We start from the raw sequence: 22,050 nt of genomic DNA on the forward strand, positions 1-22,050 counted from the left end.
GCCGCCTTAGCACTATCAAAGCCCGTGGACGCTGGATCAGTTTGGCGGTATTTACTGAGCCTTTACTACATGGGCCGCATAGGCCCTTCAGGACCGGACGGCGCCATAGCAAGACACCAGCTGGAGGAACCCCGTGACCATTGATCTCAAGACCTTCCTGGACCTCAGCGCGATGCCAGTCCTCGCAGGTCTGATCGATGACAAACGCGCTGCCTGGCTTTGGTCTGCCGACGGATCCGGGGTCCTTTGGGCAAATGCGGCGGGCGCACAATTCTTTTCCATTAACGCAGCTTCGGACCTTGCACAGCATGCCTCTTCCGCGCGCTCACCGGCGCAATCCCAAATTGCACGCATCGCCCAAACCGGATCGGTCGACAGGATGTCACTGGACCGGCTGCGATTCCACCGGGGCTTGCAGGTCATGGTGCTCACCTGCGAGTGCCAACGCCTGCAACTCGACGGTGGCCGCGATGCTGCACTGATTGTCGCCGCCGATAGCAGCCTCGCGCTTGACGTTGCGCCTGCGGATGCGTTCCTCGCCTTTGTGTCCGGGCACACTCACAGCGCTTACCTGTGCGATGCGAACAACCGCATTCGCGCCGCAGCAGGTGTCTTGAAAGCGGATTTGCTGCAAACCGCCGAGCTCACGGCTTCGGAAAAACGCCGCCTGACGCTCAACGGTGAAACCCATTTCCGGATCGAGGTTCCACTGCCGGACGGCACAGCACTTGGTGTGGTTGACAACACACCCGTGTCGCCGGCGCAAACCTCCGCTTCAGCCAGCCAACCGCCACGGCTGTGGTTGCAGGCCGATGAACCGGAAACCGCCGATGACAATCGGTTTGCGCACACATCTTTCGCAAACAAGGTTGACCCGCCCCCCCAAATATCGGAAGCCGTCGGGGTTTCAGAGGCGGACGGCAGCCCTCCCCCTGATAAGAAAACAGAAAAGCCCCATCAACCTTCCTCTGGCGGGAGATTTTCCGGTGAATTGCCGGCCGCCGCACAAAACGTCTCGTTTGAAGAAAGACGTATGGACTACAGCACAAGCGACAACAATTCGGCAATCCCGAAGACATCATCCACGGAAGACGGCACTTTTTCCTTCCAGCCAAACACACGGCAGGTCCGGTTCGCCTGGAAGATGGATCTCAATCAAAAGTTTGTTTTTCTTTCAAGCGAATTCGTGGAGACGTTGGGTCCTGCATCTGCCGATGTGATTGGACTAACCTGGACCCAGGTTGTCGGCCGGTTCGGGTTCGATTTTGACGGCGCAATTGCAAATGCGCTCGACCGCCGGGATACGTGGTCCGGCAAAACCGTGATGTGGCCGGTGACGGGCAGCGACATACGCGTCCCCGTTGATCTTGCCGCTCTTCCCGCATTTGATCGCGAGCGGAAATTCGAGGGATACCGGGGATTTGGTGTTTGCCGGACGGCCGAGGCGGTCACCGAAGACGGAAAGGCATTGTCCCCGTTGCTGGACCTTGCGGATGCCGCTGCACAGTCCACCATGCCGGCCACCGCTCTGGGGAATGCGGAAAAAACCGGGATTGCCGGCGAAGCCGCACCTGCGACGGTGGCCTCCGCCGCAAAACAAATACCGCAAGACGAGATCCATCCTGTAAAAATCTCTCCCCAGACTGATAATCCGGTCGCGCAACCTGCCGTCGGCCAAACCGGGATTACAGCCGAAACTTCAGAGGAACCCGGCGCGGCAACTCCGGCCGAGACGGAAGATCCAGCGGTCATGATCGACCGGCTACCGGACCGGAAACGCAAGAAGATCCGCGACATATCGATCGGAGCAACGGCTGCCGCCCTCGTTGGCGCACTTGGCCGGAAAAGCGAACACAAGCCGCATCGGGTTGTTCCCGCGCCAAAAGCCAAGCAGCCGGAAAGGCAGTTTCCTTCAGGCTCCAAGCCGCCTTCACCCGACCGCCTTGCCATGCGAACATCAGAGGCGGCATCCGTCCCGGCCAATGATGACCAGAGCCGGAACCGCGAGTTCCCCGATCGGTCCGTTCAAACGACCGGCCCGGTACCCTCTGCATCGGCAGCTGCCGCTCCGTCCAATCCGCGAGCAGACACACCAGAGCCTGTTAAACCGGTCCGCAAGCTGACCGAGACCGGGATCTACAGCGCCAGTGATTTCAATCCTGCAGACATCGAAGCCGCCGTGCGGAGCCTGAGCAAGGCTTATGACGAAAACCGCTCCAGACTTGCGTCCCCCTCTTCGTCTGATCCGCAAGACGAACCCCATCCGGCCGGTGCCAGCAATCTAACGAACGATCTGACCAGGACGGACACGACGGAAGCATCTGCAGAAACAAAGCCTTCCGAAAAACCGGAAACCCCGGAAGTGCAAACGGAAGGTCTGCAAATTGGGCCGGTAGAGCCTGACACCCGAACAGATGATCCAGTACCCTCGCCTGTTGACGCGGCCAGTGCCTTGGACTTGCCCTCCACGCCGACAGCCGTTCAGGCGTTGGAGCCAGGCCCTTTCCGTGAAATCCCTTCCTTGCAAGCCGGAGAGACACCTGAGCCCGCACCCGTTGCCGCAAAAGCGGCAGAGGAAGTCCCGGAGGAAAACCAGCCGGAGCCGGCAGAGGCAACCCAACGTCCCGAGCTGGTACCAGTCGACACATCCGCCCTCTCCCGGCCGGAACTGGCCGTGTTCCGCAAGATTGCCGAAGCACTCGGAGCCCGGTTCGAAGGCGACCTGTCGGTTTTTGAAGCCCCGGACAACGATGATTTCGACGAGGAAAAACTGCTCCCGCGTCCGGTCAAGGACGCCGGCCCGGTTGACCCGCTTCTGCTTGACCGGCTTCCGATCGGCATCGCCATCGCCCGCGACCGGGACATACTTTACGCCAATGACACGCTTCTGAACCGGCTTGGATATTCCGATTTTGCCGCATTGAGCGAGGCCGGAGGTCTGGAGGCTCTGTTTGTCGACGACGCAGAAGAGGACTGGCCGGATGCTTCCGGGCTTGAGGGCACCGTGGACGGCTTGCGCAAGATCCGCCTTGCCGATGGCGGCGTGCGCGCCGTCGATGCCCGCATGCATTCCGTTCCCTGGAATGGCGGGCACGGGCTGATGATCTCGATCCTGGAGCGCCCGCAACCGCAACAGGCAAGCGTTCCCCAACCCGGATCAAACGACACAGCCAAAGAACTGGCTCAGGCCCGCGACCAGATCGCAGAGATGGACACGATCCTGGAGACTGCCACCGACGGCGTTCTGGTGCTCGACAAGACAGGCACGATCATAAGGGTGAACCGGTCCGCCGAAGCCCTGTTCAATGCCAATCGTTCCAACATGATCGGTGCCTCCCTGACAGCCTATCTTGCACCCGAAAGCCACCGCGCCGCGGCTGACTATCTGGACGGCCTGTCACGCAACGGCGTCGCAAGTATCCTCAATGACGGACGTGAGGTGCTCGGCCAGGTCTCGCGCGGCGGTCTGGTCCCGCTGTTCATGACCATCGGCCGTGTCAGCGGACATGGCGATCTCAAATTCTGTGCCGTCCTGCGGGACATCACCCAATGGAAAACCGCCGAAGAGGAACTGACGGACGCAAAGCGGCAGGCGGAGAACGCCAGCTCTCAGAAATCGGACTTTCTGGCCAAGATCAGCCACGAGGTCCGGACGCCGCTCAATGCCATCATCGGTTTTTCGGAAGTCATGATGGAGGAACGGTTCGGGCCGATCGGGAACGACCGGTACCGGGACTACGTCAAGGATATCCAGACGTCCGGCGCGCATATCATGAGCCTGGTCAACGATCTTCTCGATCTCTCCAAGATCGAGGCGGGCAAACTTGATCTGCGGTTTGCCGCAACATCGCCCAACGATGTGATCGGCGAGTGTGTGGCCCTGATGCAGCCGCAAGCCAACCGGGACCGGGTGATTATCCGCGCGAGTCTGCCGGATGCCGTGCCAAGCGTTGTCGCCGACCCGCGCTCGCTGCGGCAGATCGTGTTGAACCTTTTGTCCAATGCCATCAAGTTCAACAGGGCCGGTGGTCAGGTTATCGTGTCGTCTTCTCTGGAAGACACGGGCGACGTCATACTCAGGGTGCGCGACACCGGGACCGGCATGACCGGCAAGGAAATTGTCGCAGCCATGGAACCGTTTCGTCAGCTCCATACGTCCCACCCCGGAGGCGGAACCGGACTCGGCCTTCCACTGACGAAAGCCCTTGCCGAGGCCAACCGCGCCAGTTTTCGAATCGATTCCACACCGGACCAGGGTACTCTCGTGGAGATCGGATTTCCGTCCCAACGCGTGCTGTCAGACTAAAACAGCACCCGTGGCCGGGACTGATGCGTCGAATAGCCGGTAGCTGCGAATGGGGCGATACCGCCGGTAAAGGCCATTAAGCACCGCTTCCGAAATGCCGTATCGGAATGGCTTTGATGCCTTGAGCATTGACAAGCATGTAGCAGACAGCCTCAATTGCGGCGATGTATATCGGATGCGGGACGCTGTTTGATGGACAAAAAACACCAGATAAATCTTTGGTACGCGGTGGCAGCGCTGGTTCTGGTCTTTTTGTTCCAGAGCTGGTGGGCCGCCTACAAGACAGTTGAACCGATCCCTTACAGCGAATTCGAACAGTACCTTCAGGAGAAAAAGATCGCCGAAGTCTCGGTTCGGCAAAACACGATCGAAGGTAAACTCAAGGAGCCGCTCAAGGACGGCAAACAGTATTTCGTCACCACGCGCGTCAACATGGATCTGGCGGGCGAGCTGTCCAAATATGATGTGACCTATACCGGCGTTGTTCAGTCAACCTTTTTGACCGACCTCCTGTCCTGGGTTCTGCCCGCCCTGATCCTGTTCGGCCTGTGGGCGTTCTTCATTCGCCGGTTTGCCGAAAAACAGGGCATGGGAATGGGCGGCATGATGACCGTGGGCAAGTCAAAGGCCAAGGTCTATGTCGAGACCGGCGTCAAGACGCGGTTTCAGGATGTTGCCGGTGTCGACGAAGCAAAGCGCGAACTTCAGGAAATTGTCGACTTCCTCAAGAATCCGAAGGCCTATGGCCGTCTCGGAGCGCATGTGCCCAAAGGAATACTGCTCGTTGGCCCTCCGGGCACGGGCAAGACACTTCTCGCCCGGGCTGTGGCCGGGGAAGCCGGTGTACCGTTCTTTTCCATCTCCGGGTCCGAGTTTGTCGAAATGTTTGTCGGCGTCGGCGCAGCCCGGGTCCGGGACCTGTTCGAACAGGCCCGCAAAGCCGCTCCGGCCATCATCTTCATCGACGAGCTGGATGCGCTTGGAAAAGCACGTACGGCCGGACCGATGGGCTCCAACGACGAGAAGGAACAAACACTCAACCAGTTGCTGACGGAACTGGACGGCTTCGATCCGTCGAGCGGTATCATCCTGCTTGGCGCGACCAACCGCCCTGAAATCCTCGATCCCGCCCTGTTGCGTGCTGGCCGTTTTGACCGGCAGGTACTGGTCGACCGGCCTGACAAGTCCGGACGTCTTGCGATCCTCAGAGTGCATATCGGGTCCATCAAGATGTCCCCCGACACGGACCTTGAACAGGTTGCCTCTCTGACAGCGGGCTTTTCAGGTGCGGATCTTGCCACGCTCGTAAACGAAGCGGCCCTCCTTGCCACACGCCGCAATGCAGACAACGTGACCCTTCATGATTTCAACGAGGCCATCGAAAGGGTGGTGGCCGGCCTTGAAAAGCGCAGCCGGGTCCTGTCGAAAAAGGAACTGCGCACTGTGGCCTTCCATGAAATGGGACATGCGCTTGTGGCAGCAAACCTGGAAGGTTGTGATCCGGTGCACAAGATCTCGATCATTCCCCGTGGCATCGGAGCGCTTGGCTACACCATGCAGCGTCCGACGGAAGACCGGTTTCTTTTGTCCAAGCAGGACCTTCTCAACCGCATGGCGGTTCTGATGGGCGGCCGGGCCGCCGAGGAAGTGGTGTTTGGCGAGATATCGACCGGTGCCTCCGATGACTTGCAGAAAGTGACCGAAGTCGCGCGGGACATGATCACCCGCTACGGTATGGACGGCGACCTCGGCAACCGCGTCTACGCGGTGCAACGGCAAAATTTCCTTGGCCAACCCGTTGGGGATGCAACCGAAGCCGCGGAGGAAACCCGGCGCGAAATCGACCTGTCCATCAAGGAGCGGGTTGAAACAGCTTTCGCCCGCGCCAAGGAAATCCTGATCGAGCACCGCTCGGATCTTGATACCGGAGCCGAGTTGCTCCTTAAGAAGGAAACCCTGACCGACGCGGATTTCCCGCCGATACGGCCAATTGCAGAACGCCGGGCCGCTGACGCGGCGCAATAACCCTCGGTACCAGCCGCGACCAGCAGTCCGTTGTCCAGAGCACTCCATACTGGAACGCCCCCGGGCAAAGGTGGCAATGTGTCAACCGGTCGATCTGTCAGTCAACTTTGGAGCGAAGTAAACTTGCAGGTTGTTTTTCATGCTGGCGCACAAAAGACCGGTTCAACAAGCCTCCAGCGGTGGTTCTATAACAACGAAACCTTATTGAACCGAAACGGTTTCACCTGCCCGAAACGTTTGATCGTTGAAGGACAAATAGATCCGGTTCATCGCTACATTACCCAGTTAAAAGTATACAAAAAACCTGATGAACTCAAAGAAAAGCTGGTGGATCGCTTTTTTGAAATAACAACCGAGACCGGTTGTTCATCTGTTTTGATCTCACACGAAAACACTTTCGGAATGCCTATCAACCGCAATAGCGATCTTTTTTATCCGGATCTTGAATTCCGCGCCAAACGGCTCAGCTCATTCCTGAAAGACAGTCCGATCGAGGCAGATATTGTCTTTTTTATCCGGGACTATGCCGGCTTTCTGCGCTCTTCTTATATCCAGTACATTCGCCAGGGTGGAACGGAGACCATCGGCACTTTCATTGGTCAGCTGTCTCACGACACAATCAACTGGACGCACGTGGCCGGGATACTTGAAACCTATTTCCCCGGCCGGGTCCGGATAGTCGCTTATGAAGATTTTTTTTCGGCGCCAGCCCGAAATCTGGCGCGAACGTTTTTTGACGGATGTCTGTCGGAAGCAGATTGCACCGGGCTTGAGGCAATCCGGGTCAATCGGTCTCCCGCACTTGCCATTACCCGCGTTGCACGCGCAACAAATGCTGCATTTCAGGAACGATGGAAAATGACGCCTCGCGAAGCAGGCCGGCTGACCAGCAAACTGGTCATCAGGCCCTTTGAGGGGTGGCTGCGATTTGGTGGCAAATCAGGACTGAACCCGGATTTGCTTGAGACACTCAATAGCCGCTATCAGGAGGATGTCAAAAACCTCTGCCGCCAATAAAGCCGAACGTTTGTGACCGCAATGGCAAAAAACCCGCCACGCGGGCGGGTTTTTACAAGGCTTTGCACTCCAACCTGAATCAGGCGGCGAGCTTGGCTTCCGTGACCGCAGCTACCTGCTCGGCGGTGACACCCTGCGGCAGCTCGACGATCTTCAATCCGTCCGGAGTGACATCAAAAACGCCGTAGTCGGTGATAATCCGGTCGACGCAGGCGACCCCGGTCAGCGGCAGGGTGCATTCCTTCAGGAGCTTCGACTCCCCGGCCTTCGACGTGTGGCTCATGAGCACGACCACCCGCTTGACACCGGCCACAAGGTCCATCGCCCCGCCCATGCCCTTGACCATCTTGCCCGGCACCATCCAGTTCGCGAGATCGCCTTTTTCGGAGACTTCCATCGCACCGAGGATCGACAGGTCGATATGTCCGCCGCGGATCATGCCGAAGCTGTCGGCAGAGGAGAAGTAGCTCGTTTGCGGCAATTCGGTGATGGTCTGTTTGCCGGCATTGATCAGATCGGCATCAACTTCGTCATCGGTCGGAAACGGTCCCATGCCAAGCATGCCGTTTTCCGATTGTAGCGTCACATGCACGCCGTCGGGAATGTAATTGGAGACCAGCGTCGGAATTCCGATCCCGAGATTGACGTAAAAGCCGTCCTGCAATTCCTGTGCGGCGCGCGCGGCCATTTCATCGCGTGTCCAGGCCATGTTAACTCTCCTTCAGATGTCTCAAGCCTCGCGCGTGGTGCGCTTTTCAATCCGCTTTTCAAAAGACCCACCGACAATCCGGTCCACGAAAATGCCGGGCGTATGGATCTGATCCGGGTCCAGCGTGCCAGTCTCGACGATTTCCTCAACCTCGACCACCGTCACCTTTCCGGCCGTTGCCATCATCGGATTGAAGTTCCGCGCGGTTTTCCGGTAGATCAGGTTGCCTTCCTTGTCGGCTTTCCAGGCCTTCACAAGCGAGATATCGGCAACCAATCCGGTCTCGAGAATATAGGTCTCGCCGTTGAAATCCTTGTGCTCCTTGCCTTCCGCGACCAGCGTCCCGACCCCGGTCTTGGTGTAAAAACCCGGAATGCCTGCGCCGCCGGCCCGGATACGCTCCGAAAGCGTTCCTTGCGGATTGAACTCCAGCTCAAGTTCACCGTTGAGATACTGCTTTTCAAAGGTGGCATTCTCGCCCACATAGGACGACACCATCTTCTTGATCTGCCGGGTCTGCAGCAGAAGCCCGAGACCAAAGTCGTCCACACCGGCGTTGTTGGAGATTGCCGTGATGTCTTTCGCGCCAGAATCGCGAAGCGCGGTGATGAGGTTTTCCGGGATACCGCACAGGCCGAATCCGCCTGCCATGATCGTCATTCCGTCAAACGGCAGCCCGTCCAGCGCAGCAGCTGCGTCCGGATAAATCTTGTTCATATGTCACTCCCGAAAGATTTCCGTGGCCGGTGAGTTGCAATTGATCTTACCGGGAACGCGGCGTCAAGGGGGTACAACCAACCTGTCGGTTTTCTCACGGCAAGCTGTTCGAACCGCAGTGATCAGTTGGCCGCAAGGGCTGCCCGTTCGTCTCGTTCCCGTTGGACCTGCTGGCGTTTTGTTGCAAGAGAAGTCGCAATGACGCCCACTGTCACAAGGCCGACCAGTATGGTGCACACCGCATTGATTTCAGGCGTCACACCGAGACGGACCTGCGAATAGATTTTCATCGGCAAGGTCGTCGCCCCCGGCCCCGTGGTGAAGCTCGCGATCACCAGATCATCAAGCGACAGCGTGAATGCCAGCATCCAGCCCGCAATCACGCCGGGCAGGATGATCGGAAGGGTGATGTGAAAAAACGTTCTGAGCGGCGGACAGCCCAGATCTTCGGCAGCTTCCTCGACACTGCGGTCAAAGCCGACCAGCCGCGACTGCACCACGACCGCGACATAACACATGGCGAAGGTCGTATGCGCGATCAGTACGGTCCAGAATCCGCGTGCCTGATCCATTGCGACGAACAACAAGAGCAGGGACAGCCCCAAAATCACTTCCGGCATGACCAGCGGCGCGAAAATCATGCCCGAAAACAGCGACCGCCCGGCAAAGCGCCCGGAGCGCACAAGCACAAGTGCGGCCATTGTTCCAAGGATGGTCGCGATGCTGGCGGTCAGGAAGGCGAGCTTGAGGGTCACCCATGCGGCATCAAGAAGCTGCTGATTGTTGAGGAGTTCGCTATACCACTTTGTCGAAAAGCCCCCCCAGACGGTCACGAGGCGCGATTCATTGAAGGAATAGATCACCAGAAGCAGGATCGGCAGGTAGAGAAACGAGAAGCCGAGCACGATCGAGGTGATGTTGAACCAGGTCGGACCGTTTCTCATGCGTCTCTCTCCGCCATTTTTTGCTGCTGGTTCTGGAACAAGACGATCGGGATCACCAACAGGAGCAACAGGATGACGGCAACCGCCGAGGAAACCGGCCAGTCCCGGTTGGCGAAAAACTCGACCCACAAGGTCTTGCCGATCATCAGCGTGTTCGAGCCGCCAAGCAGATCCGGGATCACGAACTCGCCGACCGCCGGAATGAACACAAGGAAGCAGCCCGCGATCACCCCGGGCAGGGAGAGCGGCAGCGTGATTTTCCAGAAGGCTTGCCACGGCGGGCAGCCGAGATCTTCAGCTGCTTCCAGCAGACTGATGTCCAGTCTTTCAAGACTGGCGTAAAGCGGCAGAACCAGAAACGGCAGATAGGAATAGACAATCCCGATATAGACGGCCGTGTTTGTATTCAGGATCACGAGCGGGTCGCTGATGAGGCCGAGCGACAACAGCAGCTGGTTCAACAAGCCTTCGTTCTTCAGGATCCCGATCCAAGCATAGACGCGAATGAGAAAGCTGGTCCAGAACGGCAGGATCACCAGCATCAACAGGGTCGGACGCCAGGCCTTGGGGCTGCGGGCCATGCCATAGGCAATCGGATAGCCGACAAGAAGTGTCAGAAACGTTGAAATTCCGGCGATCCGCACACTGGAGAGATAAGACTTCCAGTAGAGATCATCCTCCGTCAGCCAGACATAGTTTTCGAAGGAAAGAGCAGACAGGTTTTCCCGCAGCTCCGCCCACCCGCCGGCCAGATCAAAGGCCGGAACATAGGGCGGAATGGCGATCGCAACCTGGGACAGCGAGATCTTGAAGACGATAAAGAACGGCGCAAGAAAGAAGATCAGGAGCCAGAAATACGGCACTGCGATCAGAGCCCAGGACCCGAGCGGCCTGCGTTTTTTCGCAGCGGCGGTTTGCACTTGTTCCATGGTTCCGCCCCCGTGTCAGTTGGTCAGGATCACCCCGGCGTCCCGGTCCCAGGTCAAGGTCACCTCCTCGTCCCAGGAAATCGGCCGCTCGACCGTCCGGGTGACATTGGCCACCGTCGAACGCATGGTGGTACTTTCATTCAGGCGGGAATGGAAAATCGACACATCGCCCATATAGGCAATATCCCAGACCATGGCACCGGCCGCATTCACCAGCGCCCCTTCCGGCTTGCCATGGCGGATGCGGACCTTTTCCGGGCGCAGCGCAAACCAGACCCGCTCGCCAACCCGGGCACCGGTATCCTGCACCGTGTCGATCAGAAAGCCGTGCTCCACGGCCTGCAGCTTTGCACCTTGACCGTTTTTCTCGACCACCGTCGCCTCGATCAGATTGATGTCGCCGATGAAATCGGCCACGAAACGCGAATTCGGCGTTTCGTAGATCTCGGCAGGCGTTGCCACCTGAACGATCTCGCCCGCATCCATGACCGCGATCCGGTCCGCAACAGTCATCGCCTCTTCCTGATCATGGGTCACGATCAGGAAAGTGATTTTCAACTCTTCCTGCAGGTTCATCAGCTCGAATTGGGTTTCCTCGCGCAGCTTCCGGTCAAGGGCCCCGAGCGGCTCGTCCAGCAACAACACCTTGGGGCGCTTGGCGAGCGAGCGGGCCAGCGCCACACGCTGCCTCTGCCCGCCCGAAAGCTGATGCGGTTTGCGCTTTGCAAAGGCCTCCAGCTTGGTCAGGCGCAGCATCTCGCGCACCCGGTCATCGATTTCAGACTTCGAAAGCTTGTCCTGCTTCAGGCCGAACGCGATGTTTTTCTCCACATTCATATGCGGAAACAGCGCGTAGGACTGGAACATCATGTTGGTCGGGCGGCGGAACGGCGGGATCCCCGCAAGATCCTGGCCATCGAGCAGGATCTGTCCCTCGGAGGGCTTTTCAAACCCGGCCAGCATGCGCATGAGGGTGGTCTTGCCACAGCCAGAGCCGCCAAGCAGCGCAAAGAACTCGCGCTTGTAGATCTTGAGGCTGAGATTCCTGACGGCGACGAAGTCGCCAAAACGCTTGGTTACATTCCGGAATTCTATAAACGGGACCGCCTCCGGGCTTTCCCAAGGCGTAAAGTCCCGGCGCACCGGCCCGATCGGTTTCTTGGCCACGTCTTGCTCCGCTCGCGACAGCCACAAAAAGCGGGCCCGCAGGATGCGGACCCGGTTCAGCGTGCTACTGACCGCTTTTAACCCCGGTCCAGGTCCGGGTGACAATACGGTTGGTTTTCGGATCGTATGCGGACACCGTGAAGAGGTTTTCCATCACGTCATCCGTCGGGTAGATCGCCGGGTCACCGATGACGTCATCGTTGAGAAGCGGTTTCGACGCCTCGTTGCCATTGGCGTAGTAGACATAGTTGGAGGCCTTGGCCATCACATCCGGACGCATGATGTAGTTGAGGAACTCGTAGGCCTCTTCCTTGTTGGGAGCATCCGCCGGAATCGCCATCTGGTCGAACCACATTTGTGCGCCCTCCTTGGGGATCACATAGTCGACGGTGACCCCGTTGTCGGCTTCAGCGGCCCGGTCGCGCGCCTGCAAGACGTCCCCGGACCAGCCGACAGCAAGACAAATGTCGCCATTGGCGAGCGCGTTGATATATTCGGACGAGTGGAATTTCTGGACATGGGGGCGGATGCTCATCAGCAGCTCTCCGGCCTTCTCGATATCCGCGCGGTCCGTGCTGTTGGGATCAAGCCCGAGATAATTCAGGGCCGCCGGGATCACCTCGGTCGGAGCATCGAGCACGAACACGCCACACTCTTCCAGTTTCGACAGGTTTGCCGGATCGAACAGGAGCGCCCAGCTGTCCATCGGCGCATCTTCGCCGAGGGCCGCCTTGACCTTGTCCGGGTTCATGCCGAGACCCGTTGTGCCCCACATGTAATTGATGGAATAGGCATTGCCCGGATCGTATTTGTCGACCCGCTGCTCAACGACATCCCACATGTTGCCGATATTGGAGAGTTTCGACTTGTCGAGTTCGTTGAACACACCGGCCTGGATCTGCCGGGACAGGAAACTGCCGGTCGGAACGACCACGTCATAACCGGTGCCACCGGCCAGCAGCTTGGTTTCGAGGATCTCGTTGCTGTCGAACACGTCATAGACGACCTTGATGCCGGTCTCCTTGGTGAAGTCCTCAAGGATCGACTCGTCGATATAGTCCGACCAATTATAAACATTCACGACACGGTCCTGCGCGGCCGCGGTCCCCGCCAGCAATCCGATTGCGGCGACGCTTGCCAAGAAGCTCCTGATCATACTGTTTAACTCCCCTCTCGAAGGTTTAACCGGTGCCCGTCCTGCGGTTTTTATCCAGTGTTTCGGACACCTTACATGCCAATCCTGCAAATTCCACCCCAGCTTTTACGCGCCATCCGGCAACCGGCACCCAGTCCATTTGCCATCAGTGTTTTATTGCCTGCGTCAGAGATAGGTCTGCCGCTCCAGAGACGAGATTTCCCGGCCGAATTCGTTGAGTTCTTCCCGCTTGATCTCGGTCAGGACCTTGTGCATCTCGGCTCCCACCGCCTCTTTCATGCGCTCCGACGCTTCAAACGCATCAATCGCCTCATCCATCCACGGCGTCAGACGCTTGTGTTTCTTCTCGTAGGCATTGCCGCTCACCGGGGGCGGCGGCGTTTTTTGGGCGTTCAACCCTTCAAGCATTCCGGCGAGAATGCCGGTCAGGGCAAAATAAGGATTGGCATCCGCCCCGGCGATCCGGTGTTCGACCCGGGCCGCTTCCGGGGTACTGGCCGGCACGCGCAAGGCGACAGACCGGTTGTCAAAGCCCCAGCAGACTGATGTCGGCGCATAAGACCCCGGCTGCATCCGGCGGAACCCGTTGAAGGTCGACGTAAACAGCAAAAGCGCTTCCGGCATGGTTTCCAAGAGCCCGTTGATCGCAAAGCCGAGCCGGTCCAGGCCCTGATCCGGGCAAGCGAAAATATTCCCGTCCTTGTCCTCCAGCGACACATGCACATGCATGCCGTTGCCCGGCCACTCCACGAACGGCTTGGCCATGAAGGAGGCCTTGAGCTGGTGCTTGCGTGCAACCCCGATCACCAGACGGCGCAGCAGCACCACGTCATCGGCCGCCAGAACCGCATCCCGCCGATGGTGAAGATTGAGTTCGAACTGTCCGGGAGCGGCTTCGGACACCGCAGCATCTGCCGGAATGCCCTGAGCCTCGCAAGCAACCCTCAGGTCATCGACCACGGGCATCAGTGCTTCCAGATCGGACAAGGCGTACATGTTCTGGCGCGCCGGACCCAGATGGGTCGAAAACAACGGTTTCGGCTGCTCGGTCCAGTCGCCGTCGCTTTCCTCAAACAGATAGAATTCAAGCTCGAACGCACAGGTCGCGGACAATCCTTGCGCGGCCAGCTTGTCGACCATGCGCTGCAGGACATGGCGCGGCTCGATGTCAACGGGTTGACCGGCCCGGTCATACATGGACAAGAGCACCTGCGCCGTCTTGCGCTCTGTCCAGGGCACAAGTTTCAGCGTTTCGGGGATCGGCCAGCAGACGCCATCCTTGTCGCCGGTCTCCAGGTGAAGGCCCGTGTCCTCGACCTCCCGGCCCCAGACATCAAGACCATAAAGCGAATAGGGCAGCGCAACGCCTTGCTCGAAGACTTTGGGCAGGGCCGCACCGGGCAGCCACTTGCCGCGCAGGACGCCGTTGGTGTCGGGCAACAGGACTTCCAGCGTATCCAGATCCGGGTTCGCGTCCAGAAAGGATTCAAAGCCCGTTTTCCAGCCGGGAGCTGCCGGATGCGAAAGGGCGGTATGCGGCAAATGTGCCATGAACTGCTTCAACGCCTGTCCTTTCCTTGCGCGCCTGCCCCGTAAAACACCGAAGACAAACGGCGGTGACGATGGCAATTGCGATCTCATGAAAAATGTGATCACCTTCCGCGAATGCTGTCAAGCACACCAAGGTTACTTTGTGCAGGACGGCACACCTTGATCGCGCCGGGAAAGGAGATTTCAGTGCCGCCGCAACCTGCCGCCCTGACCGGCCTGGCATCAGACCCGGAACCCTCGGGCCGGGGCGCAACCCGTATCCAGGTCGCAGCTGCCGTCAGAAACGCGCTGCTGACCGGCCGGTTCATTCCGGGCAAGGCGGTCACCTTGCGCGGACTTGCGAAGGAACTGGGCGTCAGCCCGATGCCTGTGCGCGAGGTCATCCAGCGTCTGGCGGCGGAAAAGGCCCTCGAAATTCAGCCAAATGGCCGGGTGCAGGTGCCGCAAATGTCGCGGACCCGGTTTGACGAGATCCTGAAGACAAGGTTGCTTCTGGAGCCGGAACTGGCGGCCATGGCCCTTGGCGGCCTGTCGGCACCGGACGTCAGGGAACTTGAGCGCATTGACGAACACCTTGACGAAAGCCTGAAATCCGGCGATGCCGAAGCCTATATGCAGCTCAATCATGCGTTTCATTTCCGTCTCTACGAGGCGGCCGGGTCGGAAATCATGCTGCCCATGGTCGAAAGTCTCTGGCTGCAATTCGCCCCTTTCATGCGCACGGTCTATGGCAGGGTGGGCACTGTGAGCCTTGTTGACCAGCACAGGGAGGCAATTGCCGCAATTACAGCCAAGGACACGGAGAGATTGCGGCGGGCGATTGCTGCCGATATCGCCGATGGCATGGGCATTATCGGGCGGGAGAACCTCGCTGGCCCGTAGCGCTGACCGACTGCGCGGCTTTCAGAAATCACCTTGCAAATTTTGTGATCACAAACTATCGAAAATGGTGTTCTGCAAGCAACCCTCTATTCCCGATGTGATCGGCTGCTTTTCCGGAACACGGGCGCGTATCCGAGCAAAAAGCCGTTTGATTTGACTGCGCCGCCCAGCAACCTGGAGCCCATTGTGAGTATCGAAAAAGCAACTCCTGACGTTCAACCCATGTCGAGCCTGCGCGGTGTGACCGATGGCGACGAGGCGCGGTCGTGGCTTCAGATCCGCAACATACAGGACATCGAGTGTGTGGTGCCGGATCTCGCCGGTGTTGCGCGCGGCAAGATGATGCCGACGGAAAAGTTCTTCTCCGGCCCGGTCATGACCATGCCCGCCTCGATTTTCGCCCAGACGATTTCCGGCGACTATCCGGAAGACGACGAACGGTTTCAGCACAACCCGACCGATGGTGACCTGTATTTCAAGCCGGATTACAGCACCTTGACCACGGTGCCCTGGGAAACGGACCCAACCGCCCAACTGATCCACGACGCCTTTACCCGGGACGGCACACCGGTGGAAACCGCGCCGCGCAATGTCCTGAAACGGGTTTTGAAGCTTTACGAGGATAAGGGCTGGGAGCCGGTCATCGCACCCGAGGTCGAGTTTTATCTGGTGCGCCCGAACACCGACCCGGACTATCCGCTGGAGCCACCGACAGGCCGGTCCGGACGTCCGGAAGTCGGACGGCAATCCTATTCGATTTCCGCGCTCAACGAATTCGACGACCTGATCGACGATATCTATCACCTGTCCGAGGCGCAGGGGCTGGAGATCGACACCATGATCCACGAGGAGGGAGCCGCCCAGATGGAGATCAATCTCCGGCACGGCAATCCGGTCGAGCTGGCGGATCAGGTGTTTCTGTTCAAGCGCACGATCCGCGAGTCCGCGCTGCGCCACGAAATGTATGCCACCTTCATGGCCAAGCCGATGTCGAACCAGCCCGGATCGGCCATGCATATCCATCAGTCGGTTCTCGACAAGGAAACGGGCAAGAACATCTTCGTCACCGAAGACGGTGAGGAATCGGGCAAGTTCCTGTCCTTCATTGCGGGCCACCAGCGTTATCTGCCGAATGTCACCTGTGTGATGGCGCCTTTCGTGAATTCCTACCGCCGCTTTGCGAGGAACTCGACGTCGCCGGTCAACGTGTTCTGGGGCTATGACAACCGGACTGTCGGCTTGCGGGTACCCTATTCCAATCCGCAATCGCGGCGTCTGGAAAACCGGATCCCCGGATCGGATGCCAACCCCTATCTCGCGATCGCGGCCTCGCTCGCCTGCGGTTATCTCGGCATGGTCAGGAACCTGACGCCCGACGCACCGCGCTCGGTCTATTCGAGTGACGAGGTCCAGGCCTTGCCACGCGGGCTGCTGGAAGCCGTCTCCTTGTTCGAGACCTGCGAGGAAATGATTGATGTGTTCGGCGAAAAATTCGTCGCGACCTACAGGGCGATCAAGCTGGAGGAGTTCGAAACCTTCATGTCGGTGATCAGTCCTTGGGAGCGCGAATACCTGCTGCTGAACGTCTGAGACAAACGGCCCGGGCGGCCAGGGGACATATGAGGAGACCCTTGATGACTGCAGTGTCCAACACCTATCCGACCGCAGCCCTTAGGGAAGCAGATGCGGCACACCACATCCATCCGTTCAGCGACACCAAGGCGCTGAACGAGGAAGGCAGCCGGATCATCACCCATGCGCAAGGTGTCTGGCTGACGGATTCCGACGGCAACCGCATTCTCGACGGGATGGCCGGATTGTGGTGCGTTCAGGTGGGGCATGGCCGGACGGAAATCGCCGACGCGGTTCATGCGCAAATGTCGGAGCTTTCCTACTACAACACCTTCTTCAAGACCACGCATCCGCCTGCGGTGGCGCTCGCCGAGCGGCTTGCCAAACTGGCCCCGCCCCATCTTAACCGGGTGTTCTTCTGTTCTTCCGGATCCGAGGCCAACGACACCGTGTTCCGCATGGTCCGGCACTATTGGGACCAGATGGGCAAGCCGGACAAGAAGGTGATCATCGGCCGCTGGAACGGCTATCACGGCTCCACCCTTGCAGGTGCCAGCCTCGGCGGCATGAAGGCAATGCATGCGCAGGGTGGCCTGCCGGTGCCCGGTGTTCATCACATCGACCAGCCCTACTGGTTCGGCGAAGGCCATGACATGTCTCCGGAAGCGTTCGGCCTCAAGATGGCCCGCGAACTGGAACGCGCCATCGACGAACTCGGCGAGGACACGGTCGGCGCCTTCATAGCAGAACCGGTTCAAGGGGCAGGCGGCGTGATCATTCCGCCGGACAGCTACTGGCCGGAAGTCAAACGCATCCTGAACGAGCGCGACATCCTGTTTGTCGCCGATGAGGTCATCTGCGGCTTCGGCCGTCTGGGCGAGTGGTTCGGATCGCAGTTTTACGGGCTGGAACCGGACCTGATGCCGATCGCCAAGGGCCTCACCTCCGGCTATCTGCCTATGGGCGGCGTTCTGGTGTCCGACCGTGTCTGCGAAGGGCTGATCGGCAAGGGCGGTGACTTCAACCACGGCTACACCTATTCCGGCCATCCGGCCTGTGCGGCCGCAGCCCTTGCCAATCTCGACATCATCGAGAGCGAAGGCCTTGTCGAACGGGTCAAGACCGATATCGGCCCCTATCTGCAGGAGCGCTGGCTCGGGCTTGGCGATCACCCGCTGGTCGGGGAAGCCCGCATGACGGGCCTTATGGGCGCGCTGGAACTGGTGCCCAGCAAGGCGGACCTGCACCGCCCGTTCAAGGATGCCGGCGTGCCAGGACTGCTGTGCCGCGACATTTCCTTTGAAAAAGGCATGGTGATGCGGGCCGTGCGCGACAGCATGATCATTTCGCCGCCTCTGGTGTTGACCCACGAGGAAGCCGACCATCTGGTCGCCACAGCCCTTGCGACCCTCGACGAGACCCACCGCATCTTGAAGCGCGACGGATGGCTGGATTAAGGCCACCAGCACAACGTTGAACCAAAGGGCATATCCGGAAGCTCCTCGGGTTTGGCCACCTGCTGTCATCCCGTAAAAACCCAGCGGTTTTATGCGGGAACGGAGAGCCATTGAAACCGTCGGCCTTCCGGGCGCACCGATCCCGGTTCGCGCTGCGCTTGACCGGGATGACAACCTGCCGGGCAAAGTGGTGTGCACAATCCCCCGGCAGCGCCTGTTTCGGATATCCTAGTCCGCGCCGTTGACCGGCAACAGGGAAATGGCCTGCAGGCCGTGCGCGCGGATCTGGTCTTGGGTCCAGTACATCTGCAGATCCTCGTCGTGCCAGCGCCCGACATGGCCAACGCGGCGTTCAAGTTCGCGGCCGCTATAGGTTCCAGTCTCCGGGTCCCATTCCCTCAGGACGAGAATATCGCCCTCGGTGATCTCGAAATCGCCCAGACGCAGTTCATAGGTCTTGATGCCGTCGACCAGTTTCTGAAAGCCTTCCGGCCACAGCCGTTTCTCTACACGCTTCAAAGCCCGCGCTCCTCTTTAAAGGTGCACGGGCTAACACTCGAAAACCGGAACCGCAACCGCGGGGAACACTCCCCGATCAGCCCGGGGCAGATGCTTATTCGGCCGCTTCCTGCAAGTCGCGGACAGAGCGCCGCGCCCAGGGACGGGTGCCTTCCGGGATTTCCTCAACCGTTCCGACCGGCTGCAGATATTTGGTCACTTCCGGCCATTCCCCGTCCTTCAGCGCCTTGAGCACTTCCGGCTTGGAAATTTCGAAGCTCGAGACCCCGCAGCGGCGGGCGAGCGGCACCTGGTCGAGAATATAGCGGCCAAGGGCGCGGATATCGCCCCGATAACCCATCTGCTCGCGCAGGATCCGGGCTGCGGAAAAACCGCGGCCATCGGCAAAGCTCGGGAATTCCACCGCAATCAGCGGCAGGCCGTCAAGGTGATCTGCCAGCGGCTCGACCTTGTCGGCAGGTTCGATCACCACACCGAACGCGCCCCGAGCCTTGAAGGTCTCCGCCTGTTCCAGAAACCGTGGCAAAGGCACCAAAATGTTGCCCGTGTCCGGCAGGTCCGCCTCCGGCTCCAGCCTTAGCCAGTCTTCCTCGTGAAAGGCGCCCTCTTTGTAAATCGTTGTCATCAGGTCGCGTCCCTTAAATTCAAATGCCACTGCCGTCGATTTCGCGGCCATGAGTGGCCAGATGAATACCACATTCCGTCTTGTCCTGCCCGCGCCAACGGCCGGCGCGCGGATCCTCGCCCGCCGCCACCTTGCTGGTGCAGGGCAGACATCCGATCGACGGATAGCCCTGTGCGACCAGCGGATGCGGTGGCAGTTTGTGCTTGCGCGCGTAGTCCAATATCTGTTCCGCAGACCAATGGGCGAGCGGGTTGACCTTTATCCGGCCATCCTCGACCTCGAACAGCTCGAGACTGGCCCGGCTTGCGCTCTGGAAGCGTTTGCGGCCCGAAATCCATGCCTCGAAGCCGGTCAGTGCGCGTTCAAGCGGCAGGACCTTGCGGATGTGGCAGCAGGCATCCGTGTCGCTCATCCAGAGCATCCCGGCCGGATCCTGTGCATCGAGGTCCTCTCTCGCCGGTTTCTGGCTGCGCACGTCGGTCAACCCCAGAAGTTCGACCAGATCATCACGATACTGGATCGTTGCCGGGAACAGTTTGGACGTGTCCACGAACACCACCGGCGTCGACGGATCGATCTGCGCCACCATGTGAAGCAGAACCGCAGAGTCGGCCCCGAAACTCGACACGAGGCCGATGCCGCCCGGAAAATGGTCCCGGATTGCGGCTTTCAGCACCTCTTGAGGTTCGGCTTCCTCGAACAACAGGTTCAAGGCATCCGCTTCACTTTGCAAGGCAAGCTCAGGGTCGTCCGGGACGGCAATCTGTCTATGAAGCGCCATAGAGTGCCTCCTTGAAGGGTTGGTCACCCAGGCGCCGGTAGGCGTCGAGGAAGGTTTCGTCCTTGCCGGTCCGCTGGTCCAGATAGGTGTCGACCAGCGTTTCGATCGCGTCGACAACCTCTTCGGAGGAAAAGCCCCGGCCAACGATCTCGCCGATCGATGCGTTTTCATTCGCGGATCCGCCCAGCGTGACCTGGTAGAACTCCTCGCCCTTCTTCTCCAGACCGAGAATGCCGATATGGCCGACATGGTGGTGTCCGCAGGCGTTGATGCAGCCGGAGATCTTGATCTTCAGTTCGCCAATCTCGGCCTGACGTTCCGCCGTGCCGAAGCGTTCGGAAATCCGCTGCGCGACCGGAATGGAGCGCGCCGTCGCCAGCGCGCAGTAGTCCATGCCCGGGCAGGCGATGATGTCCGTGATCAGCCCCGAATTGCCTTCCGCGATACCGGCCGCAACCAGCCGGTCGAACAGGGCGGGAAGATCGTCGAGCTTCACATGCGGCAGGATCACGTTCTGCTCGTGGCTGATCCGGATCTCGTCATGACCGAACTCTTCCGCCAGATCGGCAATCACATCCATTTGCGCATCCGAGGCATCACCCGGAATGCCGCCAATCGGCTTCATGGAGAGTGTTACACTGGTATGGCCGGGAACCCGGTGCGCATTGAGATTGTGCGCAAGGAACTGCGCAAAAGCCGGATCGGCGGCCTTGCGCGCCTCGACCTTGCCCGACACCGGTGCCAGCACTTCCAGTGGCGGCGGTGCAAAATAGGCTTCGATCCGGCGCACTTCCTCGTCCGGCAGGTTCAAGACGCCGTAGCGGATCTTTTCGAATTCCGCCTCGATCTCGGCTTTCAGCTCTTCCAGACCGGTCTCGTGGATCAGGATCTTGATCCGGGCCTTGTACTTGTTGTCCCGGCGGCCGTAGCGGTTGTAAACGCGCAGGATCGCTTCCGAATAGGCAAGCAGGTCCTCTTCCGGCAGATAGTCGCGCACCTTGCGGCCGATCATCGGCGTGCGGCCAAGCCCGCCCCCGACAAACACGGTAAAACCGATCCCGCCGGCCTCGTTGCGGGTGAGCTGCAATCCGATGTCATGCACCTGAACGGCGGCACGGTCATGCGGCGCGCCGGTGATGGCGATCTTGAACTTGCGCGGCAGGAACGAGAATTCCGGATGCAGGGACGACCATTGCCGCAGGATCTCGGCATAAGGACGCGGATCGGCGATCTCGTCGGCGGCTGCCCCGGCGAAATGGTCGGCAGTCACATTCCGGATGCAGTTTCCGGACGTCTGGATCGCATGCATCTCGACTTCCGCCAGCTCTTCCAGGATCGCGGGCGTGTCCTCCAGCTTCGGCCAGTTGAACTGGATGTTCTGGCGGGTGGTGAAATGGCCATACCCACGGTCATATGTGCGTGCGATATGGGCGAGCTTGCGCATCTGGCGGCCATTCAGCGTGCCATAGGGAATGGCGACCCGCAGCATGTAGGCATGAAGCTGCAGATAGAGGCCGTTCATCAGCCGCAGCGGCTTGAACTCGTCTTCCGACAATTCACCGGCCAAGCGGCGGCGGACCTGATCCTTGAACTGCTCGGTCCGTTGGGTCACGAAGCTGTGGTCGAACTCGTCATAGCGGTACATTTTTCAAACTCCTTGCCGGATGCAGCCGTTTCAGGCGCTTCCAATCTG

At 59.5% G+C, this 22,050-nt stretch carries 17 protein-coding genes; 6 read left to right on the forward strand and 11 right to left on the reverse strand.

What is annotated here, in order from left to right; genetic code table 11:
• The first annotated feature begins 133 nt into the window (after nucleotides 1-133).
• The 3 genes from E1297_RS27710 (at nucleotide 134) to E1297_RS27720 (ending at nucleotide 7,348) form a co-directional block, all read left to right on the forward strand.
• Nucleotides 134-4,306 (forward strand): ATP-binding protein, encoded by a 4,173-nt coding sequence (locus E1297_RS27710; RefSeq protein WP_209016027.1) that lies wholly within the window; start codon nucleotides 134-136, stop codon nucleotides 4,304-4,306.
• 192 nt (nucleotides 4,307-4,498) lie between these two features.
• The gene (gene ftsH, locus E1297_RS27715; protein WP_155143953.1) at nucleotides 4,499-6,331 is read left to right on the forward strand and encodes an ATP-dependent zinc metalloprotease FtsH; all 1,833 of its coding nucleotides are present in this window, start codon (nucleotides 4,499-4,501) and stop codon (nucleotides 6,329-6,331) included.
• 402 nt (nucleotides 6,332-6,733) lie between these two features.
• Nucleotides 6,734-7,348, forward strand: coding sequence for a hypothetical protein (locus E1297_RS27720; RefSeq protein ID WP_155143954.1), 615 nt, complete (start codon nucleotides 6,734-6,736; stop codon nucleotides 7,346-7,348).
• Between the two features lie 79 nt (nucleotides 7,349-7,427).
• On the opposite strand, the gene E1297_RS27725 is transcribed toward E1297_RS27720, so the two are convergent.
• The 7 genes from E1297_RS27725 to E1297_RS27755 all read right to left on the reverse strand — a co-directional run bounded on the left by E1297_RS27725 (nucleotide 7,428) and on the right by E1297_RS27755 (nucleotide 14,521).
• The gene (locus tag E1297_RS27725) at nucleotides 7,428-8,057 is read right to left on the reverse strand and encodes a CoA transferase subunit B (RefSeq protein ID WP_155143955.1); all 630 of its coding nucleotides are present in this window, start codon (nucleotides 8,055-8,057) and stop codon (nucleotides 7,428-7,430) included.
• A gap of 21 nt (nucleotides 8,058-8,078) precedes the next feature.
• Nucleotides 8,079-8,774, reverse strand: a complete 696-nt coding sequence (locus E1297_RS27730) for a CoA transferase subunit A (RefSeq protein ID WP_155143956.1) — start codon at nucleotides 8,772-8,774, stop codon at nucleotides 8,079-8,081.
• 122 nt (nucleotides 8,775-8,896) lie between these two features.
• The gene (locus E1297_RS27735) at nucleotides 8,897-9,718 is read right to left on the reverse strand and encodes an ABC transporter permease (RefSeq protein ID WP_155143957.1); all 822 of its coding nucleotides are present in this window, start codon (nucleotides 9,716-9,718) and stop codon (nucleotides 8,897-8,899) included.
• A complete protein-coding gene (locus E1297_RS27740; RefSeq protein ID WP_155143958.1) occupies nucleotides 9,715-10,647 on the reverse strand; it encodes an ABC transporter permease subunit in 933 nt (310 codons plus the stop codon). Before E1297_RS27740 ends, E1297_RS27735 begins: the two co-directional genes overlap by 4 nt.
• 15 nt (nucleotides 10,648-10,662) lie before the next feature.
• Nucleotides 10,663-11,814 (reverse strand): ABC transporter ATP-binding protein, encoded by a 1,152-nt coding sequence (locus E1297_RS27745; RefSeq protein ID WP_368669705.1) that lies wholly within the window; start codon nucleotides 11,812-11,814, stop codon nucleotides 10,663-10,665.
• Between the two features lie 64 nt (nucleotides 11,815-11,878).
• Nucleotides 11,879-12,970, reverse strand: coding sequence for a polyamine ABC transporter substrate-binding protein (locus tag E1297_RS27750; protein WP_155143960.1), 1,092 nt, complete (start codon nucleotides 12,968-12,970; stop codon nucleotides 11,879-11,881).
• Nucleotides 12,971-13,135: 165 nt separating this feature from the next.
• Nucleotides 13,136-14,521 carry a glutamine synthetase family protein gene (locus tag E1297_RS27755; RefSeq protein WP_155143962.1) on the reverse strand — a complete coding sequence of 462 codons (1,386 nt, stop codon included), beginning with the start codon at nucleotides 14,519-14,521 and terminating at the stop codon, nucleotides 13,136-13,138.
• Between the two features lie 186 nt (nucleotides 14,522-14,707).
• Between E1297_RS27755 and E1297_RS27760 the strand changes: the two genes are divergently transcribed.
• From E1297_RS27760 to E1297_RS27770, 3 genes are all read left to right on the forward strand, one after another.
• Nucleotides 14,708-15,403 carry a GntR family transcriptional regulator gene (locus E1297_RS27760; protein ID WP_209016028.1) on the forward strand — a complete coding sequence of 232 codons (696 nt, stop codon included), beginning with the start codon at nucleotides 14,708-14,710 and terminating at the stop codon, nucleotides 15,401-15,403.
• A gap of 222 nt (nucleotides 15,404-15,625) precedes the next feature.
• The gene (locus E1297_RS27765) at nucleotides 15,626-16,993 is read left to right on the forward strand and encodes a glutamine synthetase family protein (RefSeq protein WP_155144018.1); all 1,368 of its coding nucleotides are present in this window, start codon (nucleotides 15,626-15,628) and stop codon (nucleotides 16,991-16,993) included.
• 44 nt (nucleotides 16,994-17,037) lie between these two features.
• Entirely contained in the window at nucleotides 17,038-18,432 is a 1,395-nt protein-coding gene (locus E1297_RS27770) for an aspartate aminotransferase family protein (RefSeq protein ID WP_155143965.1), read from the forward strand.
• Between the two features lie 228 nt (nucleotides 18,433-18,660).
• On the opposite strand, the gene E1297_RS27775 is transcribed toward E1297_RS27770, so the two are convergent.
• The 4 genes from E1297_RS27775 to E1297_RS27790 form a co-directional block, all read right to left on the reverse strand.
• Complete coding sequence (locus E1297_RS27775; protein ID WP_155143967.1) at nucleotides 18,661-18,951, reverse strand: DUF3850 domain-containing protein; 291 nt, start codon at nucleotides 18,949-18,951, stop codon at nucleotides 18,661-18,663.
• A 94-nt stretch (nucleotides 18,952-19,045) separates the two neighbouring features.
• Nucleotides 19,046-19,576, reverse strand: a complete 531-nt coding sequence (locus E1297_RS27780; protein ID WP_155143970.1) for a DUF934 domain-containing protein — start codon at nucleotides 19,574-19,576, stop codon at nucleotides 19,046-19,048.
• Nucleotides 19,577-19,595: 19 nt separating this feature from the next.
• Nucleotides 19,596-20,357 (reverse strand): phosphoadenylyl-sulfate reductase, encoded by a 762-nt coding sequence (locus E1297_RS27785; RefSeq protein WP_155143972.1) that lies wholly within the window; start codon nucleotides 20,355-20,357, stop codon nucleotides 19,596-19,598.
• Nucleotides 20,344-22,002, reverse strand: a complete 1,659-nt coding sequence (locus E1297_RS27790; protein ID WP_155143974.1) for a nitrite/sulfite reductase — start codon at nucleotides 22,000-22,002, stop codon at nucleotides 20,344-20,346. Before E1297_RS27790 ends, E1297_RS27785 begins: the two co-directional genes overlap by 14 nt.
• Nucleotides 22,003-22,050: the final 48 nt, after the last annotated feature.

This window comes from Roseibium sp. RKSG952 (assembly GCF_009711355.1).